The organism is Aestuariibaculum scopimerae (assembly GCF_059428085.1).
In genome coordinates, this window is the sequence record NZ_CM182089.1 from 2310707 (window position 1) to 2332279 (window position 21573).

The 21573-nt window shown below is 36.3% G+C and carries 17 protein-coding genes; 10 read left to right on the top strand and 7 right to left on the bottom strand.

What is annotated here, in order from left to right:
- Positions 1 to 26: 26 nt before the first annotated feature.
- The gene (locus AC5SR4_RS09950) at positions 27 to 1523 is read right to left on the bottom strand and encodes an aldehyde dehydrogenase (NADP(+)) (RefSeq protein WP_495356098.1); all 1497 of its coding nucleotides are present in this window, start codon (positions 1521 to 1523) and stop codon (positions 27 to 29) included.
- 186 nt (positions 1524 to 1709) lie between these two features.
- Here AC5SR4_RS09950 and bamJ point away from each other — a divergent pair, with 186 nt between their 5' ends.
- The 7 genes from bamJ (at position 1710) to AC5SR4_RS09985 (ending at position 11015) form a co-directional block, all read left to right on the top strand.
- Positions 1710 to 2435 (top strand): BamJ family beta-barrel-assembly machinery protein, encoded by a 726-nt coding sequence (bamJ, locus tag AC5SR4_RS09955; RefSeq protein WP_495356099.1) that lies wholly within the window; start codon positions 1710 to 1712, stop codon positions 2433 to 2435.
- 126 nt (positions 2436 to 2561) lie between these two features.
- A complete protein-coding gene (era, locus tag AC5SR4_RS09960) occupies positions 2562 to 3440 on the top strand; it encodes a GTPase Era (protein WP_495356100.1) in 879 nt (292 codons plus the stop codon).
- Positions 3441 to 3497: 57 nt separating this feature from the next.
- Positions 3498 to 4802: a ribosome biogenesis GTPase Der gene (gene der / locus AC5SR4_RS09965; RefSeq protein ID WP_495356101.1), complete on the top strand. Its 1305-nt coding sequence runs from the start codon at positions 3498 to 3500 to the stop codon at positions 4800 to 4802.
- Positions 4803 to 4921: 119 nt separating this feature from the next.
- Complete coding sequence (locus AC5SR4_RS09970) at positions 4922 to 5989, top strand: hypothetical protein (RefSeq protein ID WP_495356102.1); 1068 nt, start codon at positions 4922 to 4924, stop codon at positions 5987 to 5989.
- Positions 5990 to 6040: 51 nt separating this feature from the next.
- Complete coding sequence (locus AC5SR4_RS09975; protein ID WP_495356103.1) at positions 6041 to 7378, top strand: sensor histidine kinase; 1338 nt, start codon at positions 6041 to 6043, stop codon at positions 7376 to 7378.
- Between the two features lies 1 nt (position 7379).
- Positions 7380 to 8132 (top strand): LytR/AlgR family response regulator transcription factor, encoded by a 753-nt coding sequence (locus AC5SR4_RS09980; RefSeq protein WP_495356104.1) that lies wholly within the window; start codon positions 7380 to 7382, stop codon positions 8130 to 8132.
- Between the two features lie 93 nt (positions 8133 to 8225).
- On the top strand, positions 8226 to 11015 hold the full coding sequence (locus AC5SR4_RS09985) for an outer membrane beta-barrel protein (protein WP_495356105.1): 2790 nt from the start codon (positions 8226 to 8228) through the stop codon (positions 11013 to 11015).
- Between the two features lie 482 nt (positions 11016 to 11497).
- On the opposite strand, the gene AC5SR4_RS09990 is transcribed toward AC5SR4_RS09985, so the two are convergent.
- Genes AC5SR4_RS09990 through AC5SR4_RS10010 form a run of 5 tightly spaced genes read right to left on the bottom strand, consistent with a single transcriptional unit; the run spans position 11498 to position 14673 of the window.
- A complete protein-coding gene (locus AC5SR4_RS09990; protein WP_495359175.1) occupies positions 11498 to 12265 on the bottom strand; it encodes a TPM domain-containing protein in 768 nt (255 codons plus the stop codon).
- Between the two features lie 55 nt (positions 12266 to 12320).
- A complete protein-coding gene (locus tag AC5SR4_RS09995) occupies positions 12321 to 12758 on the bottom strand; it encodes a TPM domain-containing protein (RefSeq protein ID WP_495356106.1) in 438 nt (145 codons plus the stop codon).
- Positions 12759 to 12765: 7 nt separating this feature from the next.
- Entirely contained in the window at positions 12766 to 13362 is a 597-nt protein-coding gene (locus tag AC5SR4_RS10000; RefSeq protein ID WP_495356107.1) for a LemA family protein, read from the bottom strand.
- Between the two features lie 10 nt (positions 13363 to 13372).
- Positions 13373 to 13702, bottom strand: coding sequence for a MerR family transcriptional regulator (locus tag AC5SR4_RS10005; RefSeq protein WP_495356108.1), 330 nt, complete (start codon positions 13700 to 13702; stop codon positions 13373 to 13375).
- A complete protein-coding gene (locus AC5SR4_RS10010) occupies positions 13702 to 14673 on the bottom strand; it encodes a M23 family metallopeptidase (protein WP_495356109.1) in 972 nt (323 codons plus the stop codon). Before AC5SR4_RS10010 ends, AC5SR4_RS10005 begins: the two co-directional genes overlap by 1 nt.
- A gap of 217 nt (positions 14674 to 14890) precedes the next feature.
- Here AC5SR4_RS10010 and alaS point away from each other — a divergent pair, with 217 nt between their 5' ends.
- From alaS to AC5SR4_RS10025, 3 genes are all read left to right on the top strand, one after another.
- A complete protein-coding gene (alaS, locus tag AC5SR4_RS10015) occupies positions 14891 to 17503 on the top strand; it encodes an alanine--tRNA ligase (protein WP_495356110.1) in 2613 nt (870 codons plus the stop codon).
- Positions 17500 to 18468, top strand: coding sequence for a GSCFA domain-containing protein (locus AC5SR4_RS10020; RefSeq protein WP_495356111.1), 969 nt, complete (start codon positions 17500 to 17502; stop codon positions 18466 to 18468). Before alaS ends, AC5SR4_RS10020 begins: the two co-directional genes overlap by 4 nt.
- 486 nt (positions 18469 to 18954) lie before the next feature.
- Positions 18955 to 19713 (top strand): enoyl-CoA hydratase/isomerase family protein, encoded by a 759-nt coding sequence (locus AC5SR4_RS10025; RefSeq protein WP_495356112.1) that lies wholly within the window; start codon positions 18955 to 18957, stop codon positions 19711 to 19713.
- On the opposite strand, the gene AC5SR4_RS10030 is transcribed toward AC5SR4_RS10025, so the two are convergent.
- Positions 19710 to 21467: an aromatic amino acid hydroxylase gene (locus AC5SR4_RS10030; protein ID WP_495356113.1), complete on the bottom strand. Its 1758-nt coding sequence runs from the start codon at positions 21465 to 21467 to the stop codon at positions 19710 to 19712. The genes AC5SR4_RS10025 and AC5SR4_RS10030 overlap by 4 nt on opposite strands.
- Between the last annotated feature and the right edge of the window lie 106 nt (positions 21468 to 21573).

The window sequence follows — 21573 nt, forward strand, 5'->3', positions numbered from 1 at the left end:
ATTTAATTGGTATGTATTAAAAAAGTTTATGGGTTTAATGCTGTTGGCAATAACACAGTTGGGAATGATTGATAACAAATGGGGCGTACCCAACGTTTAATTGCATGAGGGCCTACAGCCGTAAATCTAGAATCGGAGGAAGCTGGATAGGGTCCTCCGTGTTGCATGGCTGCACACACCTTTACACCAGTAGGAACATCATTAAAGATAATTCGACCAACACGATAAGTTAAAGCATCAATAATGCTTTCTAAGTCTTGGTATTCACTTTTCTCGGCAATAATAGTACCTGTTAATTGGCCTTCCAATTGTTCAATAACTTTTATGAGCATAGCTTCATCTTGGCATCTTACGACAATAGAAAACGGACCAAAAACTTCTTGGTGGATTTTAGGATTGTTTAAAAAATCGATTCCTGAAACACTAGCTATTTGTGATGCCGCATAATTGGCTTTTAAATCCCCTTGAATTTTGCCTATAGTTTTTACACCACTTTGTGTAGTTACACTATTACCATTTTTGTCAAACCCACTCTTAATATTGGGGTGTAACATGCATTGAGGGTCTATGGCAATCGTTTTTTCGGCCAAATCTTTAATGAAAGCATCAGTTTGTTCATTATCAATAGTTAATAGCAATCCTGGATTGGTACAAAATTGTCCTGTGCCCAATGTTATAGAATTGGCTAGAGTAGTGGCAATATCTGCTGCGCGGTTGTCAAGTGCTTTTGGTGTAATAACTACGGGGTTAGTACTCCCCATTTCGGCAAATACAGGTATGGGTTCTTGACGTTGAGATGCCAAATCAAAAAGAGCACGACCACCAACAATACTACCTGTAAAGCCTACCGCTTTAATGGCAGGGTGTTTAACTAAGGCAGCCCCAACAATTTTTCCGCGACCCAATAAATGGGAGAATACACCATTTGGCATGCCAGTACTTTTGGCTGCTTTAATAACGGCATTAGCGACTAATTCAGAGGTGCCCGAATGCATTTCATGAGCTTTTACAATCACAGGGCAACCAGCTGCTAAGGCACTTGCCGTATCACCTCCTGCAGTAGAATAGGCAAAAGGGAAATTACTGGCTCCAAAAACAGCAACAGGACCTAAAGGAATAACAGTTTTTTTAAGATCAGCCTCATCTATTGTATTATCTTTCCAGTCATCATCAAAAACCAAACTGGCAAAAGTACGTAATTGAAATAAGGTTCTACTGCGTTCACTCAAGGCTCTTGATTCGGGCAATCCAGACTCTGTAATGAACATATTAATCAGTTCTTGGTCTAGGGCTATTATGTTGTCTGCAATAGTATTTAAAAATTTTGCCCGTTGCTCTCCAGTGGTTTTTCTGTAAACTTTAAAAGCTTCTAGGGCTAAGTGTGCAGCTTCCTGTATTTCATCTTCAGTAGCTTCAATAAAAGCCGTAGGATTTTCAATGTTTAACTTAGGGTTTATGGTTTTGTGGCTAACGTTACCGCTTGCACGAAGTATATTACCAATGTAATTTTTTCCTGTAATCATGGTTTTCCTGAAATTAAAAATGAATGTGGTAATTAGCGTACGCTAATTTACTGTTTTTATGGTAGACAAAGAATTTAAAAAGAATTTAATAGGTCATGATTGTTAAAAATCATATAATACTATCCGCTATCTGATTTTAAATTTGTTACTTTAGCATCTTAAATTTTAAACCAAATTAGTAAGATAATGAAAATAATGAAGTATTTAAGTATTGTTTCAGTCGCTTTAGTTATAACATCTTGTAATAAAGGGGGCGTGACAAATAAATCATTAACAACTGAAATTGACTCTGTAAGCTATGCTATAGGAATGGATGTGGCCCGCAATGTAGGAACTACCTTTACCGATTTTGATAATGAGTTATTTATTCAAGGCTATATGTCTGTTGTAGATTCTTTAGATGTCCTAATAGACCAAGAAGCTGTTCAAGGAATTATAAGGGGTTATATGAGCAAAAAACAACAAGAAATGGCCAAAAAGCAACAAGAAGAAGCAGAAGCCAAAGCACTGGAAGAATATGGTGATCGTAAAGAAGCTGGTGAAAAATTCTTAGAAGAAAACAAAACCAAAGAAGGCATTAAGGTAACCGATACAGGATTGCAATATGAAGTTATTAAAGAAGGTAGTGGTGAAAAACCAACCGCTTCATCGCGTGTTAAAGTGCATTATCATGGTACCTTGATAGATGGTACTGTATTTGACAGCTCAGTTGATAGAGGTCAACCAACACAATTTGGAGTAAGCCAAGTAATTGCAGGATGGACAGAAGGATTGCAATTAATGTCTGTAGGATCTAAATACAAATTCTATATTCCACAAGAGTTAGCATACGGTGCTACTCCAAGAGGGAACACCATTAAACCATTCGATCCGCTTATCTTTGAAGTTGAGCTCATCGAGATCATGAATTAAGAATATTCTAGGCATCATAATTCAAGACTTGCAAGGTCTCCTAAACCTTGTAAGTCTTTTTTTATTTTATAACCAAAAATCATTGTAACTTTGCCTTATTAAAACTTTCAACTTTTAAACTAAAACATGCACAAAGCTGGTTTTGTAAACATTATAGGGAATCCAAACGTAGGCAAATCTACCTTAATGAATGCCTTCGTGGGAGAAAAACTATCCATTATCACCTCAAAAGCACAAACTACACGCCATAGGATACTGGGCATTGTTAACGGTGACGATTTTCAGGTGGTTTTATCCGATACCCCAGGAATTATTAAACCAGCCTATGAGTTACAGGCTTCTATGATGGACTTTGTAAGGTCTGCTTTTGAAGATGCAGATGTATTATTGTATATGGTAGAAATAGGTGAGCAGGCCCTCAAGGATGAGGCCTTCTTTAATAAGATAACCCATTCTAAAATTCCTGTGCTGTTACTTATAAATAAAATTGACACCTCCAATCAGGAACAACTGGAAGCGCAAGTGCAGTACTGGACAATAAAAGTACCCAATGCCGAAATCTATCCCATTTCTGCCTTAGAAGGATTCAATGTTAAGGAAGTTTTCAATAGAATTATAGAGTTATTACCAGAATCGCCTGCTTTTTACCCAAAAGACCAAATAACTGATAGACCAGAACGGTTTTTTATAAATGAAACCATTCGTGAAAAAATACTATTGCATTACAAAAAAGAAATTCCTTATGCTGTTGAGGTAGATACCGAAGAGTTTTTTGAGGAAGAAAGCATTATAAGAGTGCGTGCCGTTATTATGGTAGAACGCGAAACACAAAAAGGGATCATCATTGGACATAAAGGACAAGCTTTAAAGCGCGTAGGTGTAGAGGCTAGAAAAGATTTAGAAGCCTTCTTTGGAAAACAGATTCATTTAGAGACCTATGTAAAAGTCAATAAGAATTGGCGCAGTAATCAAAACCAGTTAAGACGCTTTGGCTATAACAATTGATTATTGATCACTGATAATTGATAATTGTTAATTACTTTTGCACCATAAATAAAAATCATGAGCAACATCGTAGCCATAGTAGGTCGCCCAAATGTAGGCAAATCAACGTTTTTTAACCGTTTAATTCAGCGTAGAGAAGCTATCGTTGATGCTGTAAGTGGTGTGACCAGAGACCGCCACTATGGTAAGAGTGACTGGAATGGTAAGGAGTTTTCCCTAATAGATACTGGTGGCTATGTTTTGGGTAGTGATGATGTTTTTGAAGCCGAAATAGACAAACAAGTAGAATTAGCCATAGAAGAGGCTGATGCCATTATATTTATGGTGGATGTAGAAACCGGTGTAACTGGTATGGACGAAGATGTAGCTAAACTGCTTAGAAAGGTAACAAAACCTGTATTTTTGGTTGTAAATAAAGTAGATAACGCTAAGCGTGCCGATGATGCCGTGGAGTTTTATTCCTTAGGATTGGGTGATTATTATACCATAGCCAGTATAAATGGAAGTGGAACAGGCGATTTGTTGGATGCCTTAGTAGATGCTTTACCAGAAAAAGAAACCGTTGCTGAAGATGCCTTGCCACGTTTTGCTGTTGTAGGACGCCCCAATGCAGGTAAATCATCTTTTATAAATGCCCTTATTGGTCAAGACCGTTATATAGTAACCGATATTGCAGGTACAACACGTGATGCCATCGATACCAAATACAACCGTTTTGGGTTTGAATTTAATTTAGTGGATACGGCTGGGATTAGACGAAAATCTAAAGTAAAGGAAGATTTGGAGTTTTATTCCGTAATGCGAAGTGTACGTGCCATAGAGCATAGTGATGTATGCTTATTGCTTTTAGATGCCACACGAGGTTTTGATGGGCAAGTACAAAATATATTTTGGTTGGCAGAACGTAACCGTAAAGGCATTGTTATTTTGGTCAATAAATGGGATTTGGTTGAGAAGGACCATAAATCTACCAGAGACTATGAAAAAGCCATTAGAAAACAAATAGAGCCTTTTACCGATGTGCCCATCATTTTTATTTCTGCCTTATCCAAACAACGTATCTTCAAGGCTATTGAAACAGCTGTAGAGGTGTATCAAAACCGTACAAAAAAAATAAAAACCAGTAAGCTTAATGAAATCTTTTTACCACTTATAGAAAATTATCCCCCACCAGCTTATAAAGGCAAATACGTAAAAATAAAATACATCATGCAATTGCCTACACCACAACCACAATTTGCTTTCTTCTGTAATTTACCGCAATATGTAAAAGATCCATATAAACGTTTTTTAGAGAACAAACTGCGTGAACATTTTAATTTTTCTGGAGTACCTGTTAGTGTTTATATGCGTAAGAAGTAGCTTTGTTAGTTGTTGTTATTCTAGTATATGAAGGCTAATTGCTCGCTTATTTGTAGTAAATTCTAATTAAGCTAAATTTCATCAAAGTAGTATATTATATTTGTTAAAATTAAAAAAGCATGTCGAAACAAGTTTTGATTTTTTGTATCGTGCTAAATTCTATAAATATATATGCACAGAGAATTATTCAAAACCCTAGATACATATACAGCAATATTCCTGGAAAAATAGCTAAGGTGGAGCTTACTGAAAAGGAAACGATACTTCATTTCCACGTAAACCTTAGTGGAGGTTGGATTTTTATTCCGTGGGAAACCTACATTGAAGATTCCTCAATTAAAGGCAAACGTTTGTATATTACAAAATCTGAAGGGATAGAGATTTCTGAGAGGTATTATATGGGTGATGTCCAAGTGGTAAAATATAAATTGTATTTTCCACCATTAGACAAAGATGTTGAGAAAATCAATTATGCCGAAGCTAACCCAGGAGGCTCGTGGCATATCTTTAAATTAAATCTTCCTAGAAGTGAAATAGATTATATATCTGCCAATCCACAAAAAAAATCTAAAGATGTTATTTTACAAGGAGGCAGACCCACAGGATTACATGTGGCTTCAGAGGAGCCTTACAGCATCGACTCGAAACGACCAGAGCAACTGCCCAAAGACCTTTTTGGAAATTGGTATGATAAATATGGCACGCTAATATTAACAATTACACCTAACTATATCCTGTCAGATACTAGAATTCACTACTATAGGGGCATTCAATGGGAACATATCGATAAGTTCGGTATTCAGACCACTGGTGGACTATTTGAGTTTTTCAACCTCAGTGTAGATGAGGTTACAGTTAAAAATGAGCGACTCACCCATTTAAAAAGAACATCCACCAATAATCAAATTCCAAAAGCCTTATTGGGAGATTGGCAAAAAGGTACTAGGGATAAAATAACAGTGACAGAAACCGCTTTTTATTTTGATGATGCTCGGTTTACCAACAACCAAAACAATAACAAATACAGGATAGACCATGTGGCAATATCAAATGAAGGTGAGACTATTTGGTTTGTATTGCACCATAAGGCCTATTACTACATTTATATAGCCCGAAAAGTAAATGACAATTATGTACTGCATCCCAGAGGATATGATAGTGCCAACTATAAAAAAGTTAATAAATAATATAAGAAACATCCAGTGTTAAAATTGCGAATAACATATTTTTTAGTCATTATGTTAGTCCCAGTATGGGTCTTGGGGCAGGAGGTTGATATGTTGCCGTCCCAGTTGCCAAAAGAAATTTTAGGGAGTTGGGTGGATGAGAAGAATAATGTGGTACTAATTATTAAAGAAGAATATATAGTAGTACAAGATGAATTGTGGTATTACCAGGACATCTCTAGAGAACATGCTGATAACTCTATCATTTACTTTACCTGTGTACGGAATGCCAACATCAAGTACATTAGCATTACCCTCTCAGAAGTCAATACCAAAAGTTTATATATAGATGAAGGTTATAAAAAAGCAAGGCTTATCAAACCTAAAACTAAATTAAGTAACCAGAAACAGTTGCCTGTCAATTTACTTGGGAATTGGTATGCCAACAACAGCATACTTAAAGCCCGCCATAACAAAATACTTTTTTCCGGTAATGATTATGTGTTGGATTATATAGCGTCCACAGATGGAAAGCACTATCATATGATATTATATAATAAAGGTGACTATTATTTTTGTTTTAATCAGATAACCAATGTAGGTCATGTACTATATGCCGATTTCTTTGGACAGACCCAGTTTAACAAAGAAACATTATTTCAGAAGTATCGCCTCGAATTAATTATCGGAGGGATTATATTGCTCATAATTTTAGGTTATTTTTTAATACGGTGGAGAATAGCACGAACCCAAAAGAGAGAGCGCGTTAAGCGTAAACTTGCAGAAGTACAGCTAAGAAGCATCCGATCTCAAATGAATCCCCATTTTTTGTTCAATGCCTTAAGTGCTATCCAAAACCTAATAAACAAAGGAGATAATGATAGGGCCAACCATTATCTAACAGAATTTTCACAGCTTATGCGTTCAACTTTAGAGACCACAGAAAAAGGCTTAGTGCCCCTATCAGATGAAATAGCAGCTATAGAAAAATATTTGGAATTAGAAAAATTGCGATTTCCTTTTGAATATACCCTTAAAATAGATTCCACCATTAATATGCATAATCTGGAAATTCCTGCCATGCTCGTACAGCCCTTTGTAGAGAATGCCATCATTCACGGACTCAACGAAGCCCATGGGGAAAAAACATTGCTAGTAGAATTCAAAATAGAAAAGAACAATTTATGTTGTTTTGTGATAGACAATGGTGTGGGATTTCATAGTTCCCGCAATAAAAAGAACAAGAGTTTTAAAAGAGAATCGTACGGTATTAAATTGGTAACGGACCGCATAAGCCTAATTAATGAAACGTATAAAACCCATGCGACTGTTAAAATAACTGATATTTCAGAACATCAGACAGGTAAAACAGGAACCATTGTTGAAGTCCACCTACCTTTAAACTATTAATATGACAATTAGAAGCTTACTCATAGATGACGAATTGCACAATCTCGAAAACCTGAAAGGTTTGTTGGAAAAGCACTGCCCCGGCATAGAGATTATAGATGTGGCATCATCAGCTCAAGAAGGTATCAAAAAGATTTTAGAGCATCAACCTGATTTGATATTTCTGGATATTGAAATGCCCAAAATGAACGGCTTTGAAATGTTGGAGGCTGTTGGTACTGTCGATTTTGAAGTTATTTTCGTAACAGCCTACAACCAATATGCCCTACAAGCCATTAAATCATGTGCCTTAGATTACCTGATGAAACCCATCGTAACCTCTGAAATCATAGAAGCTGTATCGAAAGTAGAACAATTGATTAACAAGAAAAAGGAAAACGAAAAACTAAAGACCTTAGTAGACAATCTTAAAAACATCAACCAACCGCAAAAAATAGCATTACCCACAGCCGAAGAACTCTTTTTTGTTGCCATAGATGATATTATTAGGTGCAAGGGCGAAAATAACTATACCAAATTCTACCTTACCAATGGTACTGCCATATTGGTGTCGAGAACTCTTAAAGAATGGGATGATTTATTGGCTGGGCATCAATTTATAAGGACCCATCAATCTCATTTAATAAATAGCAAGTACGTTACTTCTTTTGTGAAAAAAGATGGAGGTTACATACTGATGAATGATGGTAGTACCGTGAGTGTATCCAAACATAAAAAAGAACAAACGCTTAGCAGATTGGCATCACTAAAGTAAATTCTAGTCCAAAGAGACAAATTACTAATTTGTGGTAGTAAAAGACTCATTTTTAGTGAGGAAACGGTCATGTGTATCATACCTTTACTATATATGAGACAAACCGTAACCCTTCTGTTTTTTATTATCACCATGTTAACATGGTCGCAATCCAGGTCCTTTAAAGTACAGGGAATACTCACCACCGAAGATACCAATACCCCTTTAGAATCCGCTACCGTATATTTAGAACACCCTAAGGACAGTACGTTGGTAACGTATACCATCACAGATAAGAACGGTAACTTTTTATTAGAGGGCGATACCGGCGATAAGCAGCTCAATCTCTACATCTCTTACGTAGGCTATCAAACCTATTACAAACCACTCATTGTAGATGCCGAAGCAATCAACTTAAATACCATTACCATGAGAACCGATACCAATGCCCTGGAGGAAGTGCTCATCACCTCCCGGGCGCCGGTCACTATAAAAAAGGATACCTTAGAGTTTAATGTATCTTCCTTTAAAACCCAAAAAGACGCCAACGTTGAAGATTTACTCAAAGAATTACCGGGTGTAGAAGTAGATGATGAAGGGAACATAAAAGTTAATGGCAGAACAGTTAATAAAATACTGGTCAACGGTAAATCCTTTTTTGGCGACGACCCCACCATAGCAACACGCAATCTAAGTAAAGAGATGATAGATAAAATACAAGTGTCAGATACCAAAACCGATGCCGAAGCCTTCGCAGGAGAGACTGGTGATGGAGAAAATAAAACGGTTAATCTGGTGGTAAAAGAAGACAGTAATAAAGGTGTTTTTGGTAGACTGGCAGTAGGAGCGGGTACTGATAAACGGTATGAATACGCGGGCATGTTTAATCGGTTTAATAATGATCAGCGTATTAGTATACTAGTAGGCGAAAACAATATCAACTCACCGGGATTTAGTTTTGGTGAAATAAGGAAAATGTTTGGTTTGGGTAATATCCGAATTGGCTTTAACAGCAATGGTTCTTTCAGCATAGGATCCAGAGTTTTTGGAGTTGGGGAGGGTATTACCACTTCCAGAAGCCTAGGAGGTAATTATGCTGATACATGGGGAAAGAAGATTGATATCACAACCAATTACTTTAATTCCAAAAGTGAGTCTGAAAACAAAACCCAAACCCAAAGAGAAAATATTTTACCGGATCGGCGGTATTTTAATAATACAAATTCCTATACATTAGCGAATAGTGATAATCACACTGCTAATATGCTATTAAAAATAGAGGTAGATTCCACCTTACTTATTTCTATAGAACCCAATTTTACATATGGTAAAGTTGAAAATAATTATGACAGTACAGAACAAACCTTTGATGAAAGTATGCAGTTAACCAATGCTTCCACTAGGAAGTCCTTTACTACAGATGAAGCAAAAGACTTTAATAATGATTTTAATATTACTAAAAGGCTAGGCCATAAAGGCGCCTTTTTAAAATTAAATGTTAACAATTACTTTCAGGATAGAACTTCTAGAGATTTGTTGGAAACAACACTTAATATTTATGGTGATAGTCCGGAGCAAATAATTAGGAACCAATTACAAGATGGAGATCATAACATCACCCGTTTTTCCACAAATCTGACTTACCGATTGCCTTTAAAAGAAAAGGTGTTAGCATTGGATTTTAAATACCAATACCGCAAGGAAGTCACCAAAAACATATTAAATAGCTATGATTTTGATGAAAGCAATCAGCGTTATGATACTAATATAAATGAAGAACTAAGTACCAATTACAAGTACAACAATTTGGTTAATATTCCGGCATTGAGACTAGAATACAATAAAGAACAGTTGCGTGCCTGGATGGATGTGAAATATTTGTTTAGAACTTTGGAAAACACCGATGCTCTCAGGTCTAATTTTAATTTAAAGCGTCAGTTTGAAGCACCGGAATTCAGCATAGGCTTTACCTATAAATTTAATGCACAAAAAAGATTAAGCATGGATTATAGATTTGATAATAATACACCTAGAATTTCCCAACTTCAAGCTTTCAAAGATGTTACAAGCCCTTCGAATACCATTGTTGGAAATCCATACTTAAAACCTGATAATACACATATGTTTTCCTTTAATTACAATGCATACAATACACAAAAAAGACGTAATTTATACCTGTATTTGTATGCCTATATTTTCAATGACAGAATTACACCAAAACAAACCGTGAAAGACGATTTAACCCGTGAAACCACCTTTGTAAATGTGGATGGTAGTTACAGACTATACAGTAATGTGTCATATAACCGAACCATTAAAAAGGACAGTCTTAAAAGTGTTGACCTATTGACAGGAATCATCCCCAATATAAACAGAAATATAAGGTTTAATGGTGCTATTCAATATGCAAGCGTTGTCCATACGCTAACCCCTTACTTAGGATTTAGATGTGTTTGGAACAATATACTGGAATTACGTCCACATTATAACATATCTTTTACCAGAAACACCTATAACCTACAAAATTTTAAAGACGAAAGCTTTTTGTACCATGCCGTAAGTCTGGCATCCACTATTCATCTGTCAAAAAAAATAGAATGGCAGAACGATATGCGTTATTATTACAATCCTAACATTGCACAAGGCTTCGATAAAAGTTCCTGGTTTTGGAACGCCACCTTGGCCTATTCATTTATGAAAGACAAGGCGAGCCTGACACTAAAAGCGTTCGATTTATTAAACCAAAATACTAACGCACGCAGAACCGCTACCGATAATTACATACAAGACTCGCAGAACACCGTTTTAAAACGCTATTTTATGCTAACCTTTAGTTGGAAGTTTAATACGTTAGGAGCCAAAGGGGAAATGGGTAGAGATAGAGGATATAGAGTGATAAATTAAAAATTAATTATTTTTTAAGGAAGAGGGAAGGCTACATAACGATAAAACCTTAATTTGTCTAGATCAAATATTCGATTTCGAGGATTGTTCCACAAGGTGCTATTTAAAAGTTAAAATGTGTTATATAATAGACCCACTGCAAATTTTTTAAGCTATGAAAAAAAGAATTGTTATTCCTGTTCTTTTCTTAATGAAAGGTTTTTGATCTCCTTCCTGTAGGCAGAACAATTTAAAATTGAGCAAATAATGATGAATTTTAAACAGATTATTTGCATATAATAGATAAACACCTTGATTATAGTGCATAAGTAACTTACTAATAGTCGATAAACAACTTACTAATAGTCGATGAGTAACTCATTAATAACCTATGAGTGACTTGCTAACAGTAGATTAGTGACTTGCTAACAGTAGACTAACAAAATGGGTTAATAGATAAATTGGTAATTGAAATGCTATGGGATAGTATCCTTTAAATGAATTTACCAACTCCCACCAGCACCTCCGCCAGAAAAACCACCACCACCAAAACCACCACCGAAGCCTCCTCCGGAACTTCCACCAAAGCCTCCAGATCCTCCACCAAAGCCCCCACGGCCCATATTACTTAAAATGATCGCATCCCAGATATCAAAGCCACCATGTCTATTGCCACCTTTACCACCGCCGCCACGTCTGTTCTTAGAAATGGAAATAATGATGATAATAAAAATGATCAATAATATAAAAAGTAACTTAGGTGGGAATGATGGATTTGATGTTTTACGACTGCCTTTGTAAGCACCCGTTAAAACCTCAAAAATAGCATCCGTTCCTTTACTAAGGCCTTCGTAATAATCCCCTTTTTTAAACTCGGGAATAATAACATTACGCGTTAGTTCCCCAACAATCCCTGCAGTTAAACGGTCTTCCACACCATAGCCAGGGGAGATCCATATCTGTCGGTCGTCCCTTGCCAATAGAATAAACACACCATTGTCCTCTTTAGCCTGACCAATACCCCAGGCTTGCGCCCAGCGTGGCGCCAGGAGTCCGATATTCTCTCCTTTGGTAGTACTAATAATAGCCACAACAATCTGTGTAGAAGTGGTATCAGAATATTTAATGAGTTTGGTTTCTAAAACATGCTTTTCTGAAGCCGATAATAAATCTATATAGTCATAAACACTTATCTGTTCCTTAGGGACTTTAGGTATGTCAAATTGCGCAAACGCACTTTGCACCGCTAACAACGACACTATCACCGTCATCACCACCGTGACCGGTACTGAGACCGCGACCGTAAACCGCGACTGTTTACTAACCCTATCCTTTTGAAATATCATCCGAAAGTTCATTAATATCCCCATGTTCCCAGGGAAAGTGTTTTTCAAGTTCTTCACCAGCCTTAAGAATGCCATCTACGAGTCCTTGTTTAAAATTACCGGATTTAAAATGCATTTGCATAACATCCTTTGTACTGTTCCAAAAGTTAGGCGGCACTACATCATTAATGCCTTTATCACCATAGATTACAAAACTTTTATCTGCCACTGCTACATAGATTAGTACACCGTTTTGTTCTTTGGTTTTGTCCATTTTTAAATAGTGGAATACCTCTAAAGCACGATTAAAGGCATCACCATTGGAAGTTTTCTCAATATGCACACGAATCTCTCCCGAAGTATTTCGTTCAGCAGTTCTAATGGCATCAATGATTTCCTGTTCTTCAGATTTAGAGAGGAAATCTTCTATTTTAGACATAGTGTTTTTAGTTAAAATCGAATTCTACATCCACAGGTTGATCGGCACCGGCTTCAGAATCGAAATAAGGTTTGTCATCAAAGTTTAAAATCCCGGCCAATAACGAATTAGGGAAGGTTTTAACATGCACATTATAAGGCTTGATAGCTTCATTGTAGCGTGTTCTGGCTGTTTGTATGGTGTTCTCAGTGCTGGTCAGTTCATCTTGCAGTTTGAGGAAGTTCTCATTAGCTTTCAACTCCGGATACCGTTCCACCGTTACTAACAAGCTTTTTAAAGCACCGCTTAAGCCGCCTTGTACTTGGTTGTATTGTGCCAGTTGCTCCGGCGTTAGGTTGTTAGGGTCTATGCTTATGGATGTAGCTTTAGCACGGGCCTCAATAACATCCGTTAAAGTTTTGCGCTCAAAATCGGCCGCACCCTTAACCGTATTCACTAAATTGCCAATAAGGTCGTTTCTACGTTGGTAAGAGGTTTGCACATTACCCCAGGCTTCTGCAACGTTTTCATTGAGTGTTATCGCCTCGTTATTAAAAGATTTAACCCAGGAGTAAATCCCGATAACTACAAGAGCAACAATAATCCAAGGTAGCCATTTTTTCATAATCGTAAATTTAAAGGTGTTTTTTTATTTTTATAAGTTGGTTTTTAACGTCTTCCAGTTTGCTAATAATTTCAAAATTATTAAGCGTTTCTTTTTTGCTTTCTTTAAGATGAATTTTAGCTCCCTCTAAAGTAAAACCACGTTCTTTAACCAAATGGTAAATTAGTTTTAGGTTTTTAATATCTTCAGGAGTAAACTTTCTATTACCCTTAGCGTTCTTTTTAGGTTTAAGTGCATCAAATTCTTTTTCCCAAAAACGTATTAATGAAGTATTTACACCAAAAGCTTTGGCTACTTCGCCAATTCCGTAATATCGTTTTTCGGGTAAATCTATATACATTAATCTAAAGATTGGTTTTCTAAAGAAGCGTGCTCCAGCATTTTGCTAAACTCTTCGGCAGTTAAGCTTCCATAGTAAAAGTTAATAGGATTTATGCGTTGGTCGTCCTTAAATATTTCATAGTGTAAATGAGGGGCTTCAGAGCGTCCAGTACTACCAACAAAACCTATAAGGTCACCCCGTTTTACCTTTTGATTTTTTCTAACGTTGTATTTATATAAGTGCGCATATAAACTAACATAGCCATAACCATGGTCTATTCTAATATGTCTTCCATATCCAGTAGCTCCAGCATCGGCACGTAATACAATACCGTCACCAGTAGCATAAACTGGTGTGCCCCTGGGCGCTGTAAAGTCCATGCCCCAATGCATTTTTCTAACTTTAGTAAACGGGTCTGATCGCATACCATAGCCCGATGCCATACGTGTTAAATCTTCATTACTTACAGGTTGAATAGCCGGTATGGCAGCTAATAGTTTTTCTTTTTCTTCAGCTAGCACAGCAATTTCATCAAGCGATTTAGATTGAACAACTATCTGCTTTTGCAAGATATCCAAACGTTTATTACTTTCAATAATCAGTTTTGAATTGTCAAACCCTTCCAAGTTTTTATATCTGTTAATCCCACCAAACCCAGCTCGACGCTGTTCTTCAGGTATGGGGTTAGTTTCAAAGTAAACCCTGTAAATATTATTGTCCCTATCGGCAATATTAGCCAAAACAGCCTCAGCTTGGTCCATTTTTTTGTTGAGTAATTCAAATTGTAATTGGGCGTTTTGTAGCTCGCGTTTAAGAGCACGCTCTTTGGGCGACTCAACATACTGGCTAGCTATAAAAACAAACATAAAACCAAAAAGTGCAGAAGCTAAAATAAATACAGACGCATACTTAAAAGTAGTTCTTTTTTTGCGCTCTATTTTTTTATAAGAAAGCGATTCAGAATCGTAATAATATTTTACCTTACTCATTTCTTAATTTATACTATTTTTGCACTTTATGTTAAGAGCAATACATAATTGAATTTTAAAAACAAACGACCAAACTGCAAATTTATTATCATAGATTGTTTAAGATAATAAAAGCAAAGCGGCACTTTTTAAAACTTAATTTTTTATAAAGGAGAGTAAAGATAAAAATAGTTTTGTAATTAATATAATTTAAAAACAAAGTAACCCATTTACGTTAATGAAGTCACAAGAGATTCGATCTAAATTTTTAAGTTTTTTTGAAGATAAAAAGCACAGTATTGTACCATCGGCACCTATGGTTCTTAAAGACGACCCCACCCTTATGTTTGTTAATTCGGGTATGGCGCCTTTTAAGGAATACTTTTTAGGAAACGCTATACCCAAAAACAATCGTATTACAGATTCACAAAAATGTTTGCGCGTTTCGGGAAAACATAACGATTTGGATGAGGTTGGCTATGATACTTATCACCATACCCTATTTGAAATGCTTGGCAACTGGAGTTTTGGCGATTATTTTAAAAAAGAAGCCATAGCTTGGTCTTGGGAATTGTTAACAGAAGTCTATGGAATTGATAAAGATATTTTATACGTAACGGTTTTTGAAGGCAGTGAGGAGGATAAGCTTCCCATGGATACCGAAGCTTATGATTTATGGAAGGAACTTGTACCAGAAGATAGAATCTTAATGGGTAACAAAAAAGATAACTTTTGGGAAATGGGAGATCAGGGTCCCTGTGGCCCTTGTAGTGAAATCCACGTCGATATCCGTTCATCTACAGAAAAAGCTAAAATCTCAGGAAAAGATTTAGTTAACAAAGACCATCCACAGGTTGTAGAAATCTGGAACTTAGTATTTATGCAATACAATAGAAAAGCTAATGGAAGTTTAGAGAGTTTGCCGGCAAAGCACATTGATACAGGTATGGGCTTTGAGCGTTTGTGTATGGTATTGCAAGGAGTACAGTCCAATTACGATACCGATGTGTTTACGCCCATCATCCGCGAAATAGAAACCATTACTAACAAGCATTATGGTAAAGATGAAAAAGTAGATATTGCCATTCGTGTGATTTCAGACCATGTACGGGCTGTAGCCTTTTCAATAGCCGATGGGCAACTACCAAGTAACACTGGAGCAGGTTATGTAATACGCAGAATTTTACGCCGTGCAGTACGTTATGGCTTTACATTTTTAGATAAAAAAGAACCATTTATATACCGATTGGTCGATGTGCTAAGTGCTAAAATGGGTGAGGCCTTCCCGGAAATTAAAACCCAAAAAACACTGGTAGAGAATGTTATAAAAGAAGAAGAACAATCCTTTTTAAGAACCTTAGATCAGGGATTGATACTTTTAAATGGAATTGTTGAAGAAACCAAAGACAACATTATTTCAGGTAAAAAGGCTTTTGAATTGTATGATACTTATGGGTTTCCAATTGATTTAACAGCATTGATTCTTTCAGAAAAAGGATTAAAGTTAGATGAAGAGGGTTTTAATACCGAGCTACAAAAGCAAAAGGACCGTTCGCGTGCTGCCAGTGAAATGAGTACAGACGATTGGACCATCCTTTCTGATGATGCTGAAGAAGAGTTTGTAGGCTACGATACCCTGGAAGCCCAGGTAAAACTAACCCGATACCGAAAAATGGTGTCCAAAAAAGACGGGGAGCTATACCAGTTGGTATTCAATCTAACCCCGTTCTATCCGGAGGGTGGCGGACAAGTAGGCGATAAGGGGTATTTAGAAGATGTACATGGCGATGTGGTGTATATATTAGATACCAAAAAAGAAAACAACGTCATCATCCACTTTGCTAAAAACTTACCCAAGCATATCAACGAAAGTTTTAAAGCCGTGGTAGATGCCTCGCAGCGTTACAGAACCGCCTGTAATCACACAGCTACCCATTTGTTACATCAAGCTTTAAGAGAGGTTTTGGGGCCCCATGTTGAACAAAAAGGAAGTGCAGTACACGCTAAGGGTTTACGATTCGATTTTTCGCATTTTTCTAAACTAACACCCGAAGAGTTAAATGATGTTGAGAATTTTGTAAATGCCAGAATAGCAGATAAATTGCCGCTTATAGAAAAAAGAAGTATTCCAAAAGAAGAAGCCATTGCCGAAGGCGCTATGAGTTTGTTTGGGGAAAAGTATGGTGATAGTGTACGGGCTATTCGTTTTGGGCAATCTATAGAACTTTGTGGAGGTACCCATGTGAATAATACAGCTGATATATGGCATTTCAAGATTGTATCAGAAGGAGCAGTGGCTGCCGGAATTCGTCGTATTGAAGCTATTACAAACGATGCTGCTAAAGCATTTTTATTGGAAAACAGTGAAGCTTATTCCAAAATGAAAGCTTTGTTAAACAATGCAAAGGAACCTGTAAAAGTACTCCAGAACTTACAGGACGAGAATACCAACTTAAAAAAACAAATAGAAGCCCTATTAAAAGATAAGGCTAAAAACATAAAAAGCGAACTTAAAAGCGAACTCACCAATATAAATGGCATTCAATTTTTAGCAAAGAGACTAGATTTGGATGCTGCTGGACTTAAGGATGTTGCTTTCGATTTGGGAAATCAACACAACAATCTGTTTTTACTATTTGCAACTGAAAGAGATGGAAAGGCCTTGTTGTCATGTTACATATCTAAGGAGCTAGTAGCAAATAAGGGTTTAAATGCCGGACAAGTTGTTAAGGAACTCGGAAAATATATTCAAGGCGGTGGAGGTGGTCAACCCTTCTTTGCTACAGCAGGAGGTAAGAATCCACAGGGTATAGATGAAGCTCTAGTGCACGCTAAGGATTATGTTAAATGAAACTTCAAACCAATATACCACTAAAAAAATCATCGAGTAATCTAATAGACTATAATTCAAATATATTGCTATTAGGTTCTTGTTTTGTTGAAAACATAGGTGATAAGCTGGCATATTTTAAGTTTCAGCATTTACAAAATCCCTTTGGTATTTTGTTTCAACCCAAAGCTATAGAGGTTTTGGTAGTAAATGCCATTAAGGGAAAAGAGTATACAGAAAGTGATGTGTTTTTTCAAAATGACCACTGGCATAGTTTTGATGCACATTCCAAACTTAGTAATACTTCAAAAGAAGACTTGTTAAATAGTTTAAACAATAATTTAAAGGAAACACAACAAAGCATAAAACAGTCAACCCATATAGTTTTAACACTTGGAACAGCTTGGGCTTACCGGCTCAAAAGTACTAACACATATGTTGCCAATTGCCACAAAGTGCCCCAAAAGCAATTTGATAAGGTCTTGCTACCGATAAATGCCATAGTAGCGTCCTTAATATCAACATTGCATGCCATTAGAAGTGTTAATAATAGTGCAACAATTATTTTTACTGTGTCACCAATTCGACACATAAAAGACGGCTTTGTACAGAACGCCCAAAGTAAAGCCCATTTAATAGCTGCTATTCATCAATTATTAAGTACATACAAAGAAGATAACCTTTCTTTATTTTATTTTCCATCCTATGAAATTATGATGGACGAATTGCGTGACTATCGTTTTTATGCTGAGGATATGATCCACCCAAACCTAACAGCCATGAATTACATATGGGAAGCATTTAAACAGGTATGGATGGCTCCCAAAGCAACCCCTATCATGAATGAAGTCGAAGCTATTCAAAAAAGCATACAACACAAGCCTTTTAACCTAAATTCTGAAGACCACCAAGTATTTCTAAAAAAATTAGAAACTAAAAAAGCAAGTGTTCAATCTCAATATCCTCACATAACGTTTAATGGTTGAGTATACAATAAAACTATGTAGAATACAGTATATGCTTACAGGTTTAAACTATAAATCTTATTGAATAAATTGGTAACATTAAACGTGACAGATTTATAATTGCGATTAACCTTATTTTATAACACTTAATCGAAAAATTGATTGAGGTTCAACATATTAAGTTAAATTTAGGTTGCTATTAATCAGTTCATATTTAGAAACATCAATTGTAATTATCAACACCATGAGTTACGGTTGGTGTTTTTTGTTTCTGAGATTACCAAAAACTTTATTCTGGGTATTAAAACTTCTCTAGCATATATAAAAAGCTAAGCTAAGCGTAATAATTATATAACTTTAAGTTAATGATTGTAATAACAATCTATCTTATTTTTGTAATGCGTTTAGTTGGTTAGTTTTACATTAGTTAGGCTCCTTATGTCGGAGTAAACTAATGTTTTTTTATGTATATTCGGGTTTTATTAAACTTAGAATTTATATTACAGCATGGAACAATCTTACGTTACACTTAATGTTAAAAACAAAGTTGGCTACATTGAGTTCTTTCATCCTAGTCACAATGCCATGCCCACCAATATTTTACTTAAGCTTGAACAACTTATTCTAGAAGCTGGGAAAGCAGAAAACCTTCATGTACTTGTTTTAAAAAGTGGAGGCAATAGAACATTTTGTGCGGGTGCAAGCTTTGACGAATTAATAGCTATTCAAGACGCCTCAACAGGAGAAGCTTTTTTTTCAGGGTTTGCAAGAGTGATCAATGCCATGCGTAAATGTCCCAAACTTATTATAGGAGTAGTACAAGGGAAAGCTGTAGGTGGTGGTGTAGGCCTCGCCGCAGCAACCGATTATTGTTTGGCAACCCAGCATGCGTCTGTTAAGTTGAGTGAGTTGAGTATTGGCATTGGCCCTTTTGTTATAGAGCCTGCCGTTACAAGGAAAATAGGGGTGTCGGCGATGTCGCAAATGACCTTAAAGCCTGATACTTTTTTTACGGCAGATTGGGCAAAAAACAATGGGTTGTATTCAGAAGTATTTGATACCATAGATGAATTAAATCAAGCTGTTATAACAATGGGCGAGAAGTTAAGCAGTTATAATACCGAAGCTTTAAAGCAAATGAAATTAGTTTTTTGGAAAGGTACAGAGCACTGGGACACCTTATTGGTAGAGCGCGCCAAGATTAGCGGGTCTTTAGTTTTAAGTTACCAAACAAAAAAAACATTAAAGCAGTTTAAAGAAACTTAAACACTTACCTTTTGTTCAATAATAGTTAATCCGTCATCAATTAGCCTACCCACCTCAGGCCTGTTTTGTTTAACGGTTTCCAAATGGTTTAAAATACGTTTGCATAGTATCCTTTCGTTACCAATAAAAGCCAGTTCATAAAGCTCAACAGCCAGAAGCCAATCGTTCGGGTGGTTTTCAGTAAGTGCTTCCAGAACCTTAGTTCTCGAAATGGTATTGTTTTTTCCTTCTCGGTAATCTCTAACTTGTTGATAAAGCGTTTCCAGCTTTAACCGTTCTTTGGATTTTTTAATGTGTATGGTTTTAGAAGAAGGCTCATGCGTAATTAGGTTAAAACTGTTTAAATCTGCTGGACCAGAGAATGCTGATACAATAGATTTTCCAACGGCCATATCGTAAGTGCCCCATTCTGGTTTAAACAAAATTTTATCTTGATGTGTTACCGTGCAATTTTTAAAGCTGATAAGAATGATTTTTCCTTGCAAGTTACGCTTTCCAGTTATAATCTCTCCAGAAACCACAATACCACCTTCAAACTCCAAGGTGGTTGTTTTTTCTTCATAAATATGGTATGCGCTTAAATCACGTGGACTCATGTCCTCTATAGCTATATTAATACCTTTAAGTTTACCAATAGGTGTTCCAAAGCCATTTTTATGTGTTATAGTGCCATGCCCAACCAATTCTTTTTCTCTATAAGCCAATGCGGTTTTGCCGGTAGTTTGAATATAAATAGGTTGTCCATTTTCTTCAACCACATCAGAGAATATACCAGAAATTTGCAAACCTGTACTTAACTCAACACTGCCCAAAGCTTTAGATTTAATTAACTTATTAACACCAGAAAGTCCTCCTTTACGTAAAGCCATAGTATTGGCGAACTCCTCCAATACCAAGCTTAAATGGGCAAAGTCCGGTGTAACAAATAGTTGTGGTTGAGGTTTAGTAATATCAAAATCTTGGTAAGTAGCTTCAATAGTATAGGGTAATTTTTGTACCGCATCGGTCATACACCAGGCACTTTCGCCTATAGAGGACAACAACCCAGCACCATATATCTTAGGATTTTCAAGAGTACCAATTAAACCATACTCAACGGTCCACCAATGTAAATTTCTTATCAGCGCCATTTCACTTGGTGCGCCCATATTGTTTTGTAGGTCTTCAACTTTCTTTTCGGCAGCTGCAATATCTTTATTGTTAGAATCAGGAGCTTCTTTAATAATGGATAAATGCCTAACTGCTTCATACAGTTCATAATCTTTGGCTGACGAAATTGCTTTACAGCCAATTTCTCCAAAACGGCGTAAATATTCGGCGTATTCAGGATTAGCAATAATAGGTGCGTGCCCAGCTCCTTCATGAATAATATCAGGTGCAGGGGTATATTCAATATGTTCCAATTGCCTAATATCGCTGGCAATTACCAACACATTGTAAGCCTGGAATTCCATAAAAGCATTAGGAGGAATAAATCCATCAACCGCTACAGCAGCCCAACCAATATCCTTTAAAATACGGTTCATACCATACATATTAGGAATACTATCAATAGAAATGCCTGTTTGTTTTAATCCCTCTAAATACGATTTATGGGCAACCGACCCTAAAAAGTCAACATTTTTACGCATAACGTAACGCCATACTGCTTGATCTATTGCAGAATAATCCTCATAGTTTTGAGGCTTTATATACTGCATTAAGTGTTTGGGTAAGCGGTGTAAAATAGGGTTTATTTCTATTGATTTGTCCATTATTTAGTTGTAAATGTCTTTTAGTAAAAATACAAATAATGCAAAAAAACTTTAACAAAAACATGTTAAAATAAAAAAAGCAACTTTTAAAAGTTGCTTTTTTTAG